General features: G+C 64.9%; 12 protein-coding genes. 4 read left to right on the forward strand and 8 right to left on the reverse strand.

The genetic code is table 11. The annotated features are described in order from the left end of the window. The 6 genes from ACYZGB_RS01355 to ACYZGB_RS01380 all read right to left on the reverse strand — a co-directional run bounded on the left by ACYZGB_RS01355 (position 1) and on the right by ACYZGB_RS01380 (position 9,088). Complete coding sequence (locus ACYZGB_RS01355) at positions 1–2,748, reverse strand: DEAD/DEAH box helicase (protein WP_462386388.1); 2,748 nt, start codon at positions 2,746–2,748, stop codon at positions 1–3. A 446-nt stretch (positions 2,749–3,194) separates the two neighbouring features. Next, the gene (locus tag ACYZGB_RS01360) at positions 3,195–4,859 is read right to left on the reverse strand and encodes a site-specific DNA-methyltransferase (RefSeq protein ID WP_462386389.1); all 1,665 of its coding nucleotides are present in this window, start codon (positions 4,857–4,859) and stop codon (positions 3,195–3,197) included. Positions 4,860–4,996: 137 nt separating this feature from the next. Next, entirely contained in the window at positions 4,997–5,800 is an 804-nt protein-coding gene (locus ACYZGB_RS01365) for a UPF0149 family protein (RefSeq protein WP_462386390.1), read from the reverse strand. Positions 5,801–5,981: 181 nt separating this feature from the next. Beyond that, positions 5,982–6,203 carry a DUF350 domain-containing protein gene (locus tag ACYZGB_RS01370; protein WP_462386391.1) on the reverse strand — a complete coding sequence of 74 codons (222 nt, stop codon included), beginning with the start codon at positions 6,201–6,203 and terminating at the stop codon, positions 5,982–5,984. Between the two features lie 34 nt (positions 6,204–6,237). Beyond that, the gene (locus tag ACYZGB_RS01375) at positions 6,238–7,755 is read right to left on the reverse strand and encodes a DUF4178 domain-containing protein (protein WP_462386393.1); all 1,518 of its coding nucleotides are present in this window, start codon (positions 7,753–7,755) and stop codon (positions 6,238–6,240) included. Between the two features lie 289 nt (positions 7,756–8,044). Next, positions 8,045–9,088: an SPFH domain-containing protein gene (locus ACYZGB_RS01380; protein WP_462386395.1), complete on the reverse strand. Its 1,044-nt coding sequence runs from the start codon at positions 9,086–9,088 to the stop codon at positions 8,045–8,047. A gap of 274 nt (positions 9,089–9,362) precedes the next feature. Between ACYZGB_RS01380 and ACYZGB_RS01385 the strand changes: the two genes are divergently transcribed. Continuing rightward, entirely contained in the window at positions 9,363–9,635 is a 273-nt protein-coding gene (locus tag ACYZGB_RS01385; protein WP_462386397.1) for a DUF2061 domain-containing protein, read from the forward strand. A 212-nt stretch (positions 9,636–9,847) separates the two neighbouring features. Here the strand turns inward: ACYZGB_RS01385 and ACYZGB_RS01390 are convergent, their stop codons facing one another. Both ACYZGB_RS01390 and ACYZGB_RS01395 read right to left on the reverse strand, forming a co-directional pair. After that, the gene (locus tag ACYZGB_RS01390) at positions 9,848–10,153 is read right to left on the reverse strand and encodes a flagellar basal body protein (protein ID WP_063461580.1); all 306 of its coding nucleotides are present in this window, start codon (positions 10,151–10,153) and stop codon (positions 9,848–9,850) included. Positions 10,154–10,244: 91 nt separating this feature from the next. After that, entirely contained in the window at positions 10,245–11,207 is a 963-nt protein-coding gene (locus ACYZGB_RS01395; protein WP_462386399.1) for a LysR family transcriptional regulator, read from the reverse strand. Positions 11,208–11,346: 139 nt separating this feature from the next. On the opposite strand from ACYZGB_RS01395, the gene aptA reads away from it, so the two are divergent. The 3 genes from aptA to ACYZGB_RS01410 all read left to right on the forward strand — a co-directional run bounded on the left by aptA (position 11,347) and on the right by ACYZGB_RS01410 (position 14,947). Further along, positions 11,347–12,711: an omega-aminotransferase AptA gene (gene aptA, locus ACYZGB_RS01400; RefSeq protein ID WP_462386401.1), complete on the forward strand. Its 1,365-nt coding sequence runs from the start codon at positions 11,347–11,349 to the stop codon at positions 12,709–12,711. A 12-nt stretch (positions 12,712–12,723) separates the two neighbouring features. Continuing rightward, entirely contained in the window at positions 12,724–13,359 is a 636-nt protein-coding gene (locus ACYZGB_RS01405; RefSeq protein ID WP_462386403.1) for a DJ-1/PfpI family protein, read from the forward strand. Between the two features lie 70 nt (positions 13,360–13,429). Further along, positions 13,430–14,947 (forward strand): CoA-acylating methylmalonate-semialdehyde dehydrogenase, encoded by a 1,518-nt coding sequence (locus tag ACYZGB_RS01410; protein ID WP_462386405.1) that lies wholly within the window; start codon positions 13,430–13,432, stop codon positions 14,945–14,947. Positions 14,948–15,041 lie beyond the last annotated feature (94 nt).

Genomic DNA, 15,041 nt, shown 5'->3' on the forward strand with positions numbered 1-15,041 from the left:
TCAGGCCAGCACCGCGTTGATTTGCTGCTGCAGGCCCAGGCCATCCTGCTGCTTGGCCAGCCAGCCAAACACCGCCCGCCCACCGCTGGCCTGCGCCCACAGCGCGCCCACCTGGCTCTTCTCGATCTCATACGGGTCGTTCAGCAAATGCGCGCCCTTGTATTCCAGCAGCGCCACCCGGCCATCCACCAGCTCGGCCACAAAGTCGGCGTAAAAGCGCCCGCGCGATGTGGGCAGGCCAAAACCGCACGGGGCGGTGTCCAGGTTACGCACCCAGTGCTTAACCTGCGGGTGCGCGTCAATCAGCTTGGCGCACAAAAACTCTTCGCCGCCGTCCTTCAAATCGGCCAGCACCGGGAAGTAGTGCTTGCCAAACTGGTAGCGCCCCGCGTAACGCGACAGCACGGGCGCGGGGTAGCGCCCAGGCTCAAACACATGCGGGTGCGCCCAGTCGGGCTCCACCAGCCAAGCGCCCGCGCTGCCCGCCTGCAGCACCAGCTGCCGAAACTGCTGCTTGGCCGCTGCATCACGCAGGTCGCCAAAGTGGTTTGTAATGCTTTGCGCCAGCTGAAACCGCGCCTGCGCCAGCACCACCAGCGGCACACCGCAGCGGTGCAACTGATCGTTCACCACCGCCGCCAGGTAGGCGCGGCGCTGGCTTTGTGTCAGCTCGTGTAGCTGCTTGAACAGCGACTGGTCCAGCCAGCGCACCAGGTCTTCGGCGCTGATGGAGCTGCTGCCGTAGTCCATGGCCATCTGGTCCACGTCGGTGCGGCGCAGCGTGACACGGGCATCGGCGCTCAGGCTGATCTCGAACACGTCCGACTCTTGCGCCACCTGAAAGCCCGGCAGTTGCACTGCCTGGGGCGTGAGCAAGTCCAGCTCCACCGCTTCGAGCACGGCCTCGCGCTCCAGCGGCCACAGGGGGGCCTGAGCGTCTTCGCGGTAGGCCAGCGTGGGCAAGGGCGCAAACGGCACGCCACGCGCGGCGGGTGCCAGTTGCGCGGCCACCAGCGCGTTGTGCTGGGCCACCTGCTCGCGCAGTTGCTCCTGCTTTTTGGGGCCGCGCACCTGCGCCAGCATCAGCGCCTCGGTGTCTTGCCCGATGTGCCCGGCCACCACCACCTGTTCGGCCCCAGCAATGGTCTTGACCACCACACCAGGCAGAGCCAGCAGCTCGGGCGTGGCCTGCAGCGCTTCAAAATTAGTAGCTATTGGAGCTTGCTGGACGGGCGGTGACGGCCTATTTTGCTCAAAACCCTCATCCCCATCGCCGCCAAACAGCGGCAGCGTGGCAGGCTGGGCAATCATCGACGCCACATCCAGCGCCTCAAAGCCCATGTGGTGAATCAGCCGGTCGGCCAGCGCGTGGGCGGCGGCCGAGAACTCGGCCGCGCACACATGGGCATAGGCCCGGTTCAGCGCCTCGCGCCCGCGCCGCTGGGCATAGGGCATGCGCAGCACGCGGCCCAACAATTGCTCCACCGCCGTGGCGCTACTGAGCTTTTGCAGGCTGCACAGCACGTAGGCAAAGGGGCAGTCCCAGCCCTCGCGCAGGGCTTGCACGGTGATGATGAAGCGCACGGGGCAGTTACGCGCGGCCAGGTCCAGGTCTTCCAGCCCGCGCGTGGTGCCGGTGGCCACCACCACCTGGGCTTCGGGCAGTTTCAGCTCGTTGATAAGGTAGCTGCGCAGCGCCTCGGGCGGCATCTCGTCGCCCACGTTCTGCGCCTGGAACAGCACGATGGGGCGCACATAGCCGTGGCCCTCGGCCTCGTCTTTGAGCGCCTCGGCTTCGAGCTTGCGCTGCGTCTGCACCGCGCCAAAAACAGCGGCGGGCCAACCCTCGGGGTGCTCGGCCAACACGATGGGCAGCTTGATCATGTTCTCGGCCGCCAGCTCCTGCGCGCTCACGTGGTAGAGCACATTGGTGCGCGCCTCGATGGGTGTAGCCGTCAGCTCCAGAATGCACGAGGGGTTCAGCCGCTGCAGCGCCGTAAAGCTCTTGTCCGTCTTGGTGTTGTGTGCCTCGTCCACGATAACGATGGGGCGGTGCAGCGCCAGCCAGTTGGCCAGGCTCCAGCGCGGCTGGCCCACAAAGCCGGCCAGGATGCCGGTGGGGTCTTGCGCCACGTCTTCGGGCGTCACCACCGCATCGGGCAGCGCGTGCAGGCAGGCCAGGTCGCGCCCGCCCTCGGCACCCAAGCCCTGCGCCAGCGCGTATTTGAAGTGCGGCTCAAACGCCTCGGTAAAGCTGTACACATTGCGCTGCCCCGCGTCGTCAATGCGAAAGCTCTGGATGGTGGCCACCACAATCACCACCGCCTGCCGCCCCCACTGCGGCGCGGGCACCTGGGCCACATCGTCGAGCGAGCACACGCGCAAGCCCAGGCCATACACCGCCTCCAGCGCCTCGCGGTAGGGGTGGCCGCTGGTTTGCAGCGCGCGCAAGGTTTGGGTGCGGATGGTGTCGCTGGGCACCAGCCACACGGCCACGGGCGCATCGGTGCAGCGCCACTCAGCCGCCAGCAGCGGCACCGCGTGCGCAGCCAGCACCGTCTTGCCACCGCCGGTGGGGATGCGCAGGCACACGCAGGGCACATCGGGGCCAAAGGCGTCGGCGTTATAGGCGCGGCCTGCGTGCTGAGCAAAGGCCGCAGCGGGGCCCTGGATGCGCGCAGCGCGGGCATAGGTGGCCAGGGCTTCCAGGGCAGACTGCTGGTAGGACTTGAGGGTGAGGGTGGTCATGGATAGGAATGAATGGAATCCGATGGGGACAAACTGCAAGCGCAACCCCAATCCAACTCCTTGAGTTCAAATAACTTTTTCAACCCCATTGGGAGAGAGTTTCCTGTTGATTGGGTAGCGTTGCCGCGCCCCAACCGTTCGCAACGGCGATCAACCTTGATGACTGCTTATTCATATTCGACCGTTAAAATCATGCGGTGGGAACGAAATTCGGCTCCATGCCGTGTGAAAGCTGGAACCACGGGGCAACCCAGTCAGGCGATCCTATATTCCCACCTTGTTTTCCAAAGCCGCTCCCACGAGCGGCTTTGTTTTTGAGGAGTACACCCCATAGTGCGCGTTGTCGGTTGCATCCACCACGTGGACTAGGCGCACCTCGCTCCACACCATTTCCACGTAGCGGCTCTCCTGCTTGCGGGGCGGTTTTGCAGGGGCCATGGTCTTGCTCACCGCGCCTTCACGTCATACGGAATGTGCTTGAACACCACGTTGGCCTGCGCCAGCCGGGCGGCGCCCAGGCGGCAGGCCTCGCCGTAGACCACCAGCGGCGCGCCGGGGTGGGGCGTGGCGGCGTGCAGTTGCAGCAAGGACTGCAGCACCGCGTGCGTGAGCACGTTGCCGCCCGCCGGGCGCTTGTCGCCCAGGATGCCGTTGAACAGCAGGTAATACGCGGTGCGGCTGCGCAGCACAGGCGTGGGGGTTGGCGCTGGGGTGCCGTCCGGGGTGTCGGCGGGTGAGGAGGCGGGGGCGGGCTCCAAGATTTCAGACGAAATAAGCCCTTCCCGCGCGTCCATCATGCGTAAGACGCTATCAAAAACAGAGTGAATGCCCAGGTACGGCGTGCCGGGTGTGCCCTGCCCCGCATCCCACGCGGTGGCCGTTTCTTGCTGCCAGATGTAGGCCGCCAGCGTGGCAAAGCGCACGCCGGGGTCGATGCTGCCGTCGGCCCCAAACACGGGCGCGCCCAGCCGCGCCAGGCGAAAGCCGCCACCGTCAAACGGTGCCCCGTCTGCGCCCTGGCCCCAGCCCACCGCCGCGCTGATGCCGCCCTGCTCGCCCGCCACCACCTTTTGCAGGCGCGGCAGGCAATGGGTGAGGGCGTGTTCGCCCATCTCGATGCCAATCCAGCGCCGGCCCATCTTGTGCGCCACGGCGGCGGTGGTGCCGGAGCCGAGGAAGCTGTCGAGGACGAGGTCGCCGGGGTTGGTGGCGATTTCAAGAATGCGCCTCATCAAGCGTTCAGGCTTGGGAGTACCAAATACATCAGCAGAGTTGAATGTCAGGGCTTCTTTCTTTGCCTCCTGGGTATGACCCACATCCTCGTGGCTCCATATCGTTTGCGGCACCACACCATGTCGCACGTCTGCCAGAAAGCGCTTGAGTCTTGGCTGGTTGTCTCTCTTTGCACCCCACCAAATTCGGTTGTCTGCATCGAGTTCAAGAAACTTCTCTTTAGATATCGTCCAATAGCGTCCAGGCGGCGGTCCATGTATCTCGGTGCCCACAGGAGTGGTGACGCCGTACTCGCCCAATGAGTAAAAGTTTCTTGCAGACAAATCGCTCGAAGTCCAAATCCCGCGCGGATCGTTGTCAGGGTTTTTGTAGTTCGCGTCTGCCTTTTCCGTCCTTGGCAGAAGATTTCGCTTCCAGCTAGATTTGTCTTTTGCATAAACTAGGACGTGATCGTGCGAATCGGATAGATGAATAGCGGTGCTGTTCGGAGAAAACCGTTTTTGCCAAATCACGTTTGACACAAATCCTCCCCGCCCAAACACCTCATCCATCAACACCTTGAGGTAGTGCGCCTCGTTGTCGTCAATGGTCACCCAGATGGACCCATCTTCACTCAGCAGATCCCGCAGCAATTCCAGCCGGGGCAGCATCATGCTGAGCCACTGGCTGTGTTCGAGCTTGTCGTCGTAGTGCTCAAACGCGCTTTGGGTGTTGTAGGGCGGGTCGATAAAGATGCACTTGATGCGGCCGCGATAGAACGGCATCAGGGCCTTGAGCGCTTCGAGGTTGTCGCCGTGGATGAGCAGGTTGTTGGTGCTCTTTTCCGGGCTGCCGCTGCTGCCGTGGTGCGACACGGTCTCCAGCAGGCGGTAGGGCACCTGGTCGGCAATGGTGAAGGCGGCGGCGCGGTGGAGCCAGTCGAGGGTGGGCATGCGGGGTGGGTCTCAGGGGCGAGCGGGGAGGCTTGGCAGGGCCGTGCGTGGTGGCGTCAATCGGTCAAGGGCGGCTCAGCCTCTCAGGCACCGCAGCATTTCTTGAATTTTTTGCCGCTGCCGCAGGGGCAGGGGTCGTTGCGGCCGACTTTGGGGGTGTCGCGCACGGTGGGCAAGTGCACGGGGTAGGCGGGGTGCGCGGATCGGGCGCCGTGGGTGCGCCGGTAATCGCGCCACCAATCGCGCATGCCGTACACCGACACAAGGAGTGCGGGCATGAGTTCTGCGCTTTCGGCTTCGAGCTGGAGTTCTGGCTGGTCGGGGTTGTAGCCCATGGAGTAGAGCACCACGGGGGCCAGCAGGACCGCAGCTTGGGGGTCTGCCATCAAGGGCTCCCACTCCTCATCGGTGGCCACGGCCCGCCGAAAGCCTTCGGCCCAGTCTTTTAGCTCCCAGTCGCCGATGCGCTCGCCTTGGGCGTTGAGCTGGTAAGGGGTAATGCAGTCGCCCTCGGCCACCACCGACGACAGCGGCGTGTACAGGGCGTCTACCGAGGCTTCAGTAGGGCGCACCGCCAGGGCGGCCTGGATGTCGGTATAGCGGTGCAGCAGCAGTTGCAGCAGGCGCTGCTGGCGCGCCGGGTCGTGCGGCAGGGGCAGCGTGGGCTGGGCAAAGATGTCTTCCAGCCATACATGCACGAGCACGGGGGACGGGCCTACGGCGATGGCGGTCAGGTAGCCATCGGCCATGTCGATGGTCATGGCGTCATCGCACAGCGACGGGTCGGCCATCAGCTCGAAGAGTTCGTCGGTTTCGGCGTCGGTGAGGCGGGGCGGGGTGTCCCACGAGTGGTTGTGGAGAAGGTTCCACGAGAGGAATTCGTTCATGGGCTTGGGGTGTAGGTCTGTGAGGCTGCGCTGCGGGCGTGCAGTCACGTGCGGCGGGAGGCCGCAACGCGGTGGTCACGCTGCGATGCGGTTTTGCGTGGCGTTGCTACGACGCGTTGCGCGCCAGGATTTTCACACGGGTGCGGTGCCCACGCCCACCGCACCGCACCTGTCATCGTCGTCAGTGAATCGCCGCCGCCACGATGATGCTGATGCCCAGGCACATGGCGGCCACCACCAGGGCCAGGGCCTGGTTCTGTTTTTCCACAATTTCGCGCCACAGGTCGTAGGGCGTGATCTTGTCGATGATGATGAAGGCTACCCAGAAGATGACGATGCCCATCAGGGCATACAGCAGCGTGCCGCCGATGGACAAGGGGTGAAGCCATTCGAATTTGGTCATGCTGTTCTCCGGTGAAGTTCGGGTTGTTTCAATGTCATTTGTGGCTGCCGCCCGAGGAATATCCGCCATACGAGCCCCCCGAGCTGCGGTAGCTTGAGGAGGATGAGGAGCAGTTCTCTACCCGCGGGTCGCAGCGGCTGCAGCGGCTGAGCAGCAACAGCAGGATGAGGATGACGATCGCGATCAGGATGATGGTGCCGCAGCCCAGGCCCGACTTGGCCACAAAGGGCCCCGGGTCGTCGCGCTGGAGCACGTCCTTCTTGTCTTCGAGCTTGAAGGCCTTGGCCACGGTGTCGCTGGCGAGCTTGTCGCCGGCGGACCAGGTGATCTCGTTCGGGCTCTGCTCCATCGACAGCAGGCCCTTGCTGCTGGCGAAGTCGCGGTTGGTGGTCTTTTGCCCGCGCGTGACCTGCCAGTAGAACTCGCCCAGCACATAGGTGGTCTCGGCCTCGTAGGTGTACTTGAGGTCGTACTTGGTGCCCATGTAGGTGGCCGAGCGCCCCGTGGCTGCCATCTGCGGCGCGCCCGTGGTGGGGCGCACCATGCTCCAGCCTTCTTCGGAATCGACCAGGAACGCAAAGCCGCGCTTCTGGTTGTAGAGCAGGTATTCGCTCCAGCCAAAGTGTTCGTCGTCGCCGGGCTCCACGCCCATGCGGTGCTGAAAGCCCACCACCTGCCAGTGCACGCCCTGCAACTGGCCCTTGCTGCCCAGCGGGATGAGGGGCTGCACAGGTTCGTCCTGCTCGGCCGAGCGCAGCTCGCCGCCCACACCACTATCGAGGCTGATGATGCTGGCGCACGAGCCACAGGTAATGCTCTTGGAGGTGGACAGCTGCACCTGCACCGGCGCGCCACAGTGCGGGCAGTTGAACTGGCGGCCTTTTTCGTCCTTGGCCGATTCGTCCTTCAGGCCCTGCAGCTGCAGGTCTTCCAGCAGCACGGCGCGGCCGCGCTCCACATTGGGCGGGGTGTGGCCGTAGTCGATGCTGACCACTTCGCCGTCGGCGCTGCGCAGCTCCACCATGCCGAAGGGCTGGCCCAGCGGTGGCAGCTTGGGCAGCTCGCCCTGGGCCGAGATCAGCTGCGCCTGGCCGGTGTAGGCCACGCTGTAGGGCGTGCCGTTGATCGCCGTGGTGGTGCCGATGCGAAAGCGCTCGGGCGCGGGCATCTCGCGGCCGGGGTCGATGGGCCGGGTGAAAACGTAGGCACCGTTGTCCTCGCCCAGCGTGGCCAGGGTGCCGTCGTTCAGGAAGGCCGCCCATTCGGTCCACACGCCCGCGTCGCCCTTGTACTGCAGGCGGCCGATGAGGGTGAAGGGCACATCCTTGCCATCGAGCTGGATGCGCCCGCTGGCCATGAGCTGCAGCGGGCTGTGGTCGTCGAACAGCTCGGCCATCTTGCCCAGGCGCGTGAGCACCTCGCCGCTGCGCACCACGGTGCTCTGGCAGTAGCCACACACGGCGTGCGTGGACTGCGCGCTCTTGAACTCCACCGGCGCGCCGCAGCCGGGGCAGGGCGCGCGGTAATAGCGCTGGGTGGGGTCGGTGGCCATCGTCTGGAGTGTTCTGCCTGCGCCGCATCACGCGGCTTTGGGGCTTCTTAGGCCCCTTGCGCGCGTCCCTCCTGCGAAGACAGCTATATTTATGATAGCAATTGAGTCAAAAAGTGTGGAGCACCGCCAAGGGTGTGTCATTGATCAATACGCCCATGCACTGGCCGCGCAATGCGGATGGATGCGCGAAGGGGGGCGCAGCCAATAGCCGGGCTATTGGCAAACCGCCCGACAAAGCAGACGCCGCATTGCGCGGCCAGCGCGTGGGGGTGTTGGTTGATGACACGCCCTAAACCAGCTTCTTGAGCAGCTCGGCCTTCTTGGTGTCGAACTCTTCCTGCGTAAGGATGCCCTTGGACTTGAGGTCGCCCAGCTTTTCAAGCGTGGCCATCACTTCTTCGGGCTTCACACCCACCGGAGCAGCTGCAGTCTGCGCTGCTGCCGGGGCCACGGGGGCCTGCAGGCCTTGTTGCAGGTTCTGCGCCAGCACCTGGCCCAGCGCCACGCCCGCACCCAGGCCCATGGCGTCACCCGCAATGCCGCCACCGCCACCGCTGGCTTCGGCAAACTTGGGGATGGCCTGCGCCGTCTGGTACTGCATGAACTTGGCCATGTCGTTGCCGACCATGCCCATGCCGATCTTCTGGTCGAGGATCTTCTGCAGCTCTTCGGGCAGCGAGACGTTCTGCACCGTGAGGGACTCGATCAAGATGCCCAGCTTGGCGAAGATGGGCGCGAGCTCCTTGGTCAGCGCGTCGGCAAACATAACCTGGTTGGCCGCCAGGTCGAGGAACGGCAGGCCGCTGCCCGCAATGGCGTTGCTGATGTTCTGCAGCACCAGGCCACGCAGCTGGCCTTCGAGGTCCGCCACGGGGTAGCTTTCGCGCGTGCCCGAGATCTCGGTGTGGAACAGCTTGGGGTCGGCGATGCGGAACGCGTAGTTGCCGAACGCGCGCAGGCGCACGGCACCGAAGTCCTTGTCGCGGATCGTGATGGGCTGGGGCGTGCCCCATTTCTGGTCGATCTGCTGGCGGGTGCTGAAGAAGTAGACGTCGCTCTTGAAGGGGGACTCGAAAAGCTTGTCCCAGTTCTTCAGGTACGTGAGGACCGGCAGCGTCTGCGTGGTGAGCTTGTAGGTGCCAGGGCCGAACACGTCGGCCACCTGGCCTTCGTTGACGAAAATCGCCATCTGCGACTCACGCACCACCAGCTGGCCGCCGTTCTGGATTTCCATGTCGCGCATGGGGAAACGCCAGGCCAGTGTGCCATCCCCCTCTTCGGTCCATTGAATGATGTCAATGAACTGTTTCTTGATGAAGTCCATGAGGGCCATAGCTGCTCCCAAAGCAAAAGAGGGGTTGAAAAGAGCGGCCATCATAGCAACGGGGGCGAGGGCCTGATCGCACTATTTTTGCCTCCATGTGTGAACCAGTTCACATGCGGAAGCTGTGTTTCTGGGATAGGCGGCGCAGGGGCTTCGATCGCTGCCATGTGATAGCAACTATCTCGGCCTTAGCGATGATCAATTGGCCTTTGCTATTGCGAATCACTACCATTTCTCCATCGCTGCATATCCCCCTGCAGCCTGTAGAAAAAAGGAGTCCGCCATGTCCCGTATCCGCCACGCTGCCCGCCAAAACAAGACCATGCTGATGAAGACCGGCAGCTACTACCTCATCCATATCGGCGTGGCGGCGATGGTGGCCTATGCCGTCACGGGCAACCTGTGGGCCTCGCTCACCCTGAGCCTGCTGGAGCCCACGGTGCAGGCCGTGGCCTTCTTCTTCCACGAAAAGGCCTGGGACCGGGCGGCGCGGCGCCATGCCAGCGGTGGCGACACCCCAGCGGCCCCCAGCCCGGCCGCCATGCATGCCGCTTGATTGAATCCCCCACCCGAAGGAGCTCACCATGTACAGCATCCCTCTGCGCAGCCGCACCACCACGGGGCTGGCCTTCCAGCGCTGGCTGGTTCATCGGCTGGCTAGCTTGGCATCGGCCGGTTGACCGCCCGCACGAACGCAACGCCAGGACCAGAAACAACAATGCCCCGACCAGCGGGGCATTGCATCGGGTAAGCGAGGACTGCGGCGGCTCAGGCCTTCACGTCCAGCAGCGAACCCATCATCTCGTCCTGCGTCTTGATGGTCTGCAGGTTGGCCTTGAAGGCGTAGGTGGCCGACATCTGCTCCACCGCCTCTTTTTCCAGCGCCACGCCCTCGGCCTCCTGCTGGCGCTGCACCGTGGCGCGCACACCGGCGCTGTCGGCGGCTTCTTCCTGCGCCACCACCTGGCGGCGGTAGTTGGGCGTGTTCATGTTGGCCACGTTGTTGGCCGAGGCGTCCAGCCGCAACTGCGCGGCCTGCAGGCCCGAACTGCCAATCGAAGAAATGGTTGCCATGGTTGTGCCCCGCAAAAAAGCGCCAAACGCCAGTTAGAACAACAAAACCCGAATTGTCCGCCCGCACCGCCGCGCAGGCAAGCCGGGGCGATCAACCATGCGCCTGCAGCAGGCATTGCGCAAACGCCTGCGCCGCACGCGGCGGCTGTGGCGACTTGCGCAGCACGCTCACAAACTGGCAGCGGTAGTGGAACTGCGCGGGCGACACCGCCTGCATCAGCCCCTGGCGCTCGAAGCCTTCGGCGTAGTGGTCGGGCAGAAAACCCAGGTAGCGGCCTGACAGGATCAGCGTGGCGATCGACTCCTGGTCAAACCCCGTGGCCTTGCGCGGCAGGCGGGTGCTGTGGCTCAGCTCCATGTTGGGCGAGTGGTAGCCCAGGCCCGCAAACTGGTAGGCGCGCAGCGCTTCCCAGGTGAGCGCGGCGTGGTCCCCGCCAAACAGCGGGTGGCGTGCGCCGCAGTACAGCAGCATGGTTTCGGCGAACAGGTCGGCGTAGACCAGGCTTTGCGAGGTGCGGTGCGCCGGGATGATGCCCACGTGGAAGCTGCCGTCAATCAGCCCGCGCTCGATGGCCGGGATGGATGCCACATGCATCTGCAGGCTCACCTCGGGCGCCTGGCTGGCAAACAGCGCAATCGCATCGCCGATGTGCGCGGCCGGGTTGCTGGCCGTCTTGTCGAACACGGCCACCTCCAGCCGCCCGCCCATGCGGCGGTGGATGTCGTCGATGCTGCTGCGGAAGCTGTCCACGGCGGACAGCAAACGCAGGGTTTCGTCGTACACGCGCTGGCCCTCGGCCGCGAGCGCAAACCCGGCCCGGCCCCGGCGGCACAGGGTGAGGCCCAGGCGGGTTTCCAGGTCCTTCATGTGGCGGCTCACGGTGCTGGTGCCGATGTTCAGCTCCAGCTCGGCGGCCGACATGCCGCCGCACTCCACCACGGCCTTGAACACCTGCAGCAGGCGCAGGTCCATGTCGCTGAGCTGGCCCAGCACGGCGCGGTATTTGGGGTTGGGGGCCGTTGCGGGGGGGGCAGGGGGTGTTTTTACTTGCATAAAGCGTCAAGTAAACATTGATATTGGATTATTTGAGAGATTAACAGGCGGCACAACAATGGGCGCTTTGCAGGGCTTTGCCAAGCAAGCCCCTGCACTGCCGTCACCCTGCCATCAACGCCCGCCCTGGAGATCCGCCATGAGCTTTGTCCACATCGAAAAACCCGCCGCTGGCCCTGACAGCCCCCGCATGGACGCCGAATGGCTGGATGCGCACTGGATGCCCTTCACCGGCAACCGCAACTTCAAGGCCAAGCCACGCATGATCGTGAGCGGCCAGGGCGCCTACTACACCGACGCCGACGGCCGCAAGATTTTTGACGGCCTCTCGGGCCTGTGGTGCTCGGGCCTGGGCCATGGCCGCAAGGATGTTGCCGAAGCCATCGGCAAGGCCGCAGCCACGCTGGACTATTCGCCTGCCTTCCAGTTCGGCCACCCCGCCTCGTTCGCGCTGGCCAACAAGCTCAAGGAGCTGACGCCTGCGGGCCTGGACTACGTGTTCTTCACCGGCTCGGGCTCCGAGTCGGCCGACACCTCGCTCAAGATGGCCCGTGCCTACTGGCGCGCCAAGGGCCAGGCGAGCAAGACCCGCCTGATCGGCCGCGAAAAGGGCTACCACGGCGTGAACTACGGCGGCATCTCGGTGGGCGGCATCGTGGGCAACCGCAAGACCTTTGGCCAGGGCATCGAGGCCGACCACCTGCCCCACACCCAGCCGCCCGCCGGCACCTTCCAGAAGGGCATGGCCGAGGACGGCGGCCGTGCGCTGGCCGACAAGCTGCTGGACGTGATTGCGCTGCACGATGCATCCAACATCGCCGCCGTGATCGTGGAGCCCTTCTCGGGCTCGGCCGGCGTGGTGATCCCGCCCAAGGGCTACCTGGAGCGCATCCGCGAGATCTGCACGCAGAACAACATCCTGCTGATCTTTGATGAAGTGATCACCGGCTTTGGCCGCTGCGGCGCCTGGACGGGGGCCGAGGCCTTCGGCGTGACGCCCGACATCCTGAACTTCGCCAAGCAGGTCACCAACGGCGCGCAGCCGCTGGGCGGCGTGATCGCCACCAAGGAGATCTACGACACCTTCATCGGCCAGGGCGGGCCAGAGTACATGCTGGAGTTCCCGCACGGCTACACCTACTCGGCCCACCCCGTGGCCTGCGCGGCGGGCAATGCAGTGCTCGACATCCTGCAAAAGGAAGACATGCCCGGCCGCGTGAAGGCGCTGGCACCGTATTTCGAGAACGCGGTGCATGGCCTCAAAGGCGCCAAGCATGTGGCGGACATCCGCAACTACGGCCTGGCCGCCGGTATCACCATCAGCGCGCTGCCCGGCGAGCCCGCCAAGCGGCCGTACGAGATCGCCATGAAGTGCTGGGAAAAAGGCTTTTATGTGCGCTACGGCGGCGACACGATCCAGCTCGCGCCTCCGTTCATCTCGACCTCCGCCGAAATCGACCGCATGGTGAGCGCCCTGGGCGACGCCCTGCACGAAACGGCCTGAGCCCGGCAACCCATGCGCATCTCCATCCTCACCTTCGACGCCTTCAACGACCTCGATTCGCTCGTGGCCTTTGGCATGCTCAACCGCATCGCGCTGCTGGGCGACACGGACTGGCAGGTGCGCATTGCCAGCCCCACGCCGCGCGTGACCTCCATGAACGGCCTGACCATCGACGCCCATGAAGACCTGGGCCAGCTGGCGCAGGCCGACGCGGTGCTGATTGGCAGCGGCATGAAGACGCGCGAGGTGACCAACACCCCGGCGCTGATGGAGCCGCTGCGTGTGCTCAACCCTGCACGCCAGCTGCTGGCTGCGCAGTGCTCTGGCACCTTCCTCCTGAGCCGCCTGGGCCTGCTGGGCCGCGCGCCTGCGTGCACCGACCTGACCAGCAAACCCTGGGTGGTGGAGTCGGGCGTGGACGTGGTGCCGCGCGCTTTTGCCGCCCACGGCAACGTGGCCACAGCGGGCGGGTGCCTGGCCTCGCAGTACCTGGTGGCCTGGCTGATCGCCCGCCTCAAGGGGCTGGATGCTGCGCGCGAGGTGCTGCACTACTTTGCCCCGGTGGGCGAAAAAGAGGTCTTCATCGACCGGGCGCTGGGCCATGTGGTGCCCACGCTGGAGCCCCAGGCGGCGGTGCAGGCAGCATAGTTACTCATCTTTTTATAGCTACTTGCGCATACTGGACGCGCGCAAACGGCATTTTTTACTTGAAATCACCATGAACCACGACAAGAACGTCACCACCACCGTCGGCCACCTCATTGACGGCAAGATCGTTGCCGACGCTGAACGCACGCAGCCCGTGTTCAACCCCGCCACCGGCCAATCGACCACCAGCGTGGCGCTGGCCAGCAAGGCCACCGTCGAAGCGGCTATCGCCTCCGCAGAAGCCGCCTTCCCCGCCTGGCGCAACACGCCACCGCTCAAGCGCGCGCGCGTCATGTCCAAGCTGAAAGTCCTCCTGGAAGAAAACGCCGACAAGATCGCCGCCCTGATTACTGCCGAGCACGGCAAGGTGCTGGCCGATGCACATGGCGAGCTGCAGCGCGGCATCGAAAACGTGGAATACGCCAGCTACGCGCCCGAGCTGCTCAAGGGCGAACACAGCCGCAACGTGGGCCCCAGCATTGACAGCTGGAGCGAATTCCAGGCGCTGGGCGTCACCGCCGGCATCACGCCCTTCAACTTCCCGGCCATGGTGCCGCTGTGGATGTGGCCCATGGCTGTGGCCTGCGGCAACACCTTTGTGCTCAAGCCCTCGGAGCGCGACCCATCCTCCACGCTGTTCATTGCCCAGCTGGCGCTGGAAGCTGGCTTGCCCCCCGGCGTGCTCAACGTCGTCAACGGCGACAAGCTGGCCGTGGACACCTTGCTGCAGGACCCGCGCGTCAAGGCCGTGAGCTTTGTGGGCTCCACCCCGATTGCCGAATACATCTACAGCGAAGGCTGCAAGCACGGCAAACGCGTGCAAGCGCTGGGCGGCGCCAAGAACCACGCTGTGCTGATGCCCGATGCCGACGTAGGCAACGCCGTGAGCGCGCTGATGGGCGCGGCCTACGGCTCGTGTGGCGAGCGCTGCATGGCCATCCCGCTGCTGGTCGCCGTGGGTGATCAAGTGGGCGACGCCGTGATCGCGGGCCTGAAGACCGAGATCGCCAAGATGAAGGTCGGCCCGGGCACCGACAACAGCAACGACATGGGCCCGCTGGTCACGAAGCAGCACTTCGAGAAGGTGAAGGGCTATGTGGACCAGGGTGTGGCCGAAGGCGCCACGCTGGTGGTGGACGGCCGGGGCGTTCAGGTGGCGGGCCATGCGGAAGGCTACTTCCTGGGCGCCTGCCTGTTCGACAACGTCAAGCCCGGCATGAAGATCTACCAGGAAGAGATCTTTGGCCCCGTGCTCGGCGTGGTGCGAGTGAAGACGCTGCAGGAGGCCATGCAGCTCATCAATGACCACGAGTATGGCAACGGCACCTGCATCTTCACCCGCGACGGCGAGGCCGCCCGCTACTTCACCGACCACATCCAGGTCGGCATGGTGGGCGTGAACGTCCCCCTGCCGGTGCCCGTGGCCTACCACTCGTTCGGCGGCTGGAAGCGCAGCCTGTTCGGCGACCTGCACGCCTACGGCCCTGATGCCGTGCGCTTCTACACCAAGCGCAAGACCATCACGCAGCGCTGGCCCTCGGCGGGCGTGCGTGAAGGGGCGGTGTTCAGTTTTCCGAGCAGCCGCTGAGTTCGGATTTCACAATTCTCTCAGGCACCATTCACGCCCCTGCACCCCAAGGTGCGGGGGCTTTTTTATGGGCCCGTGGGAGTGGGTGCAGGGG

The organism is Acidovorax sp. Q11, assembly GCF_054950075.1.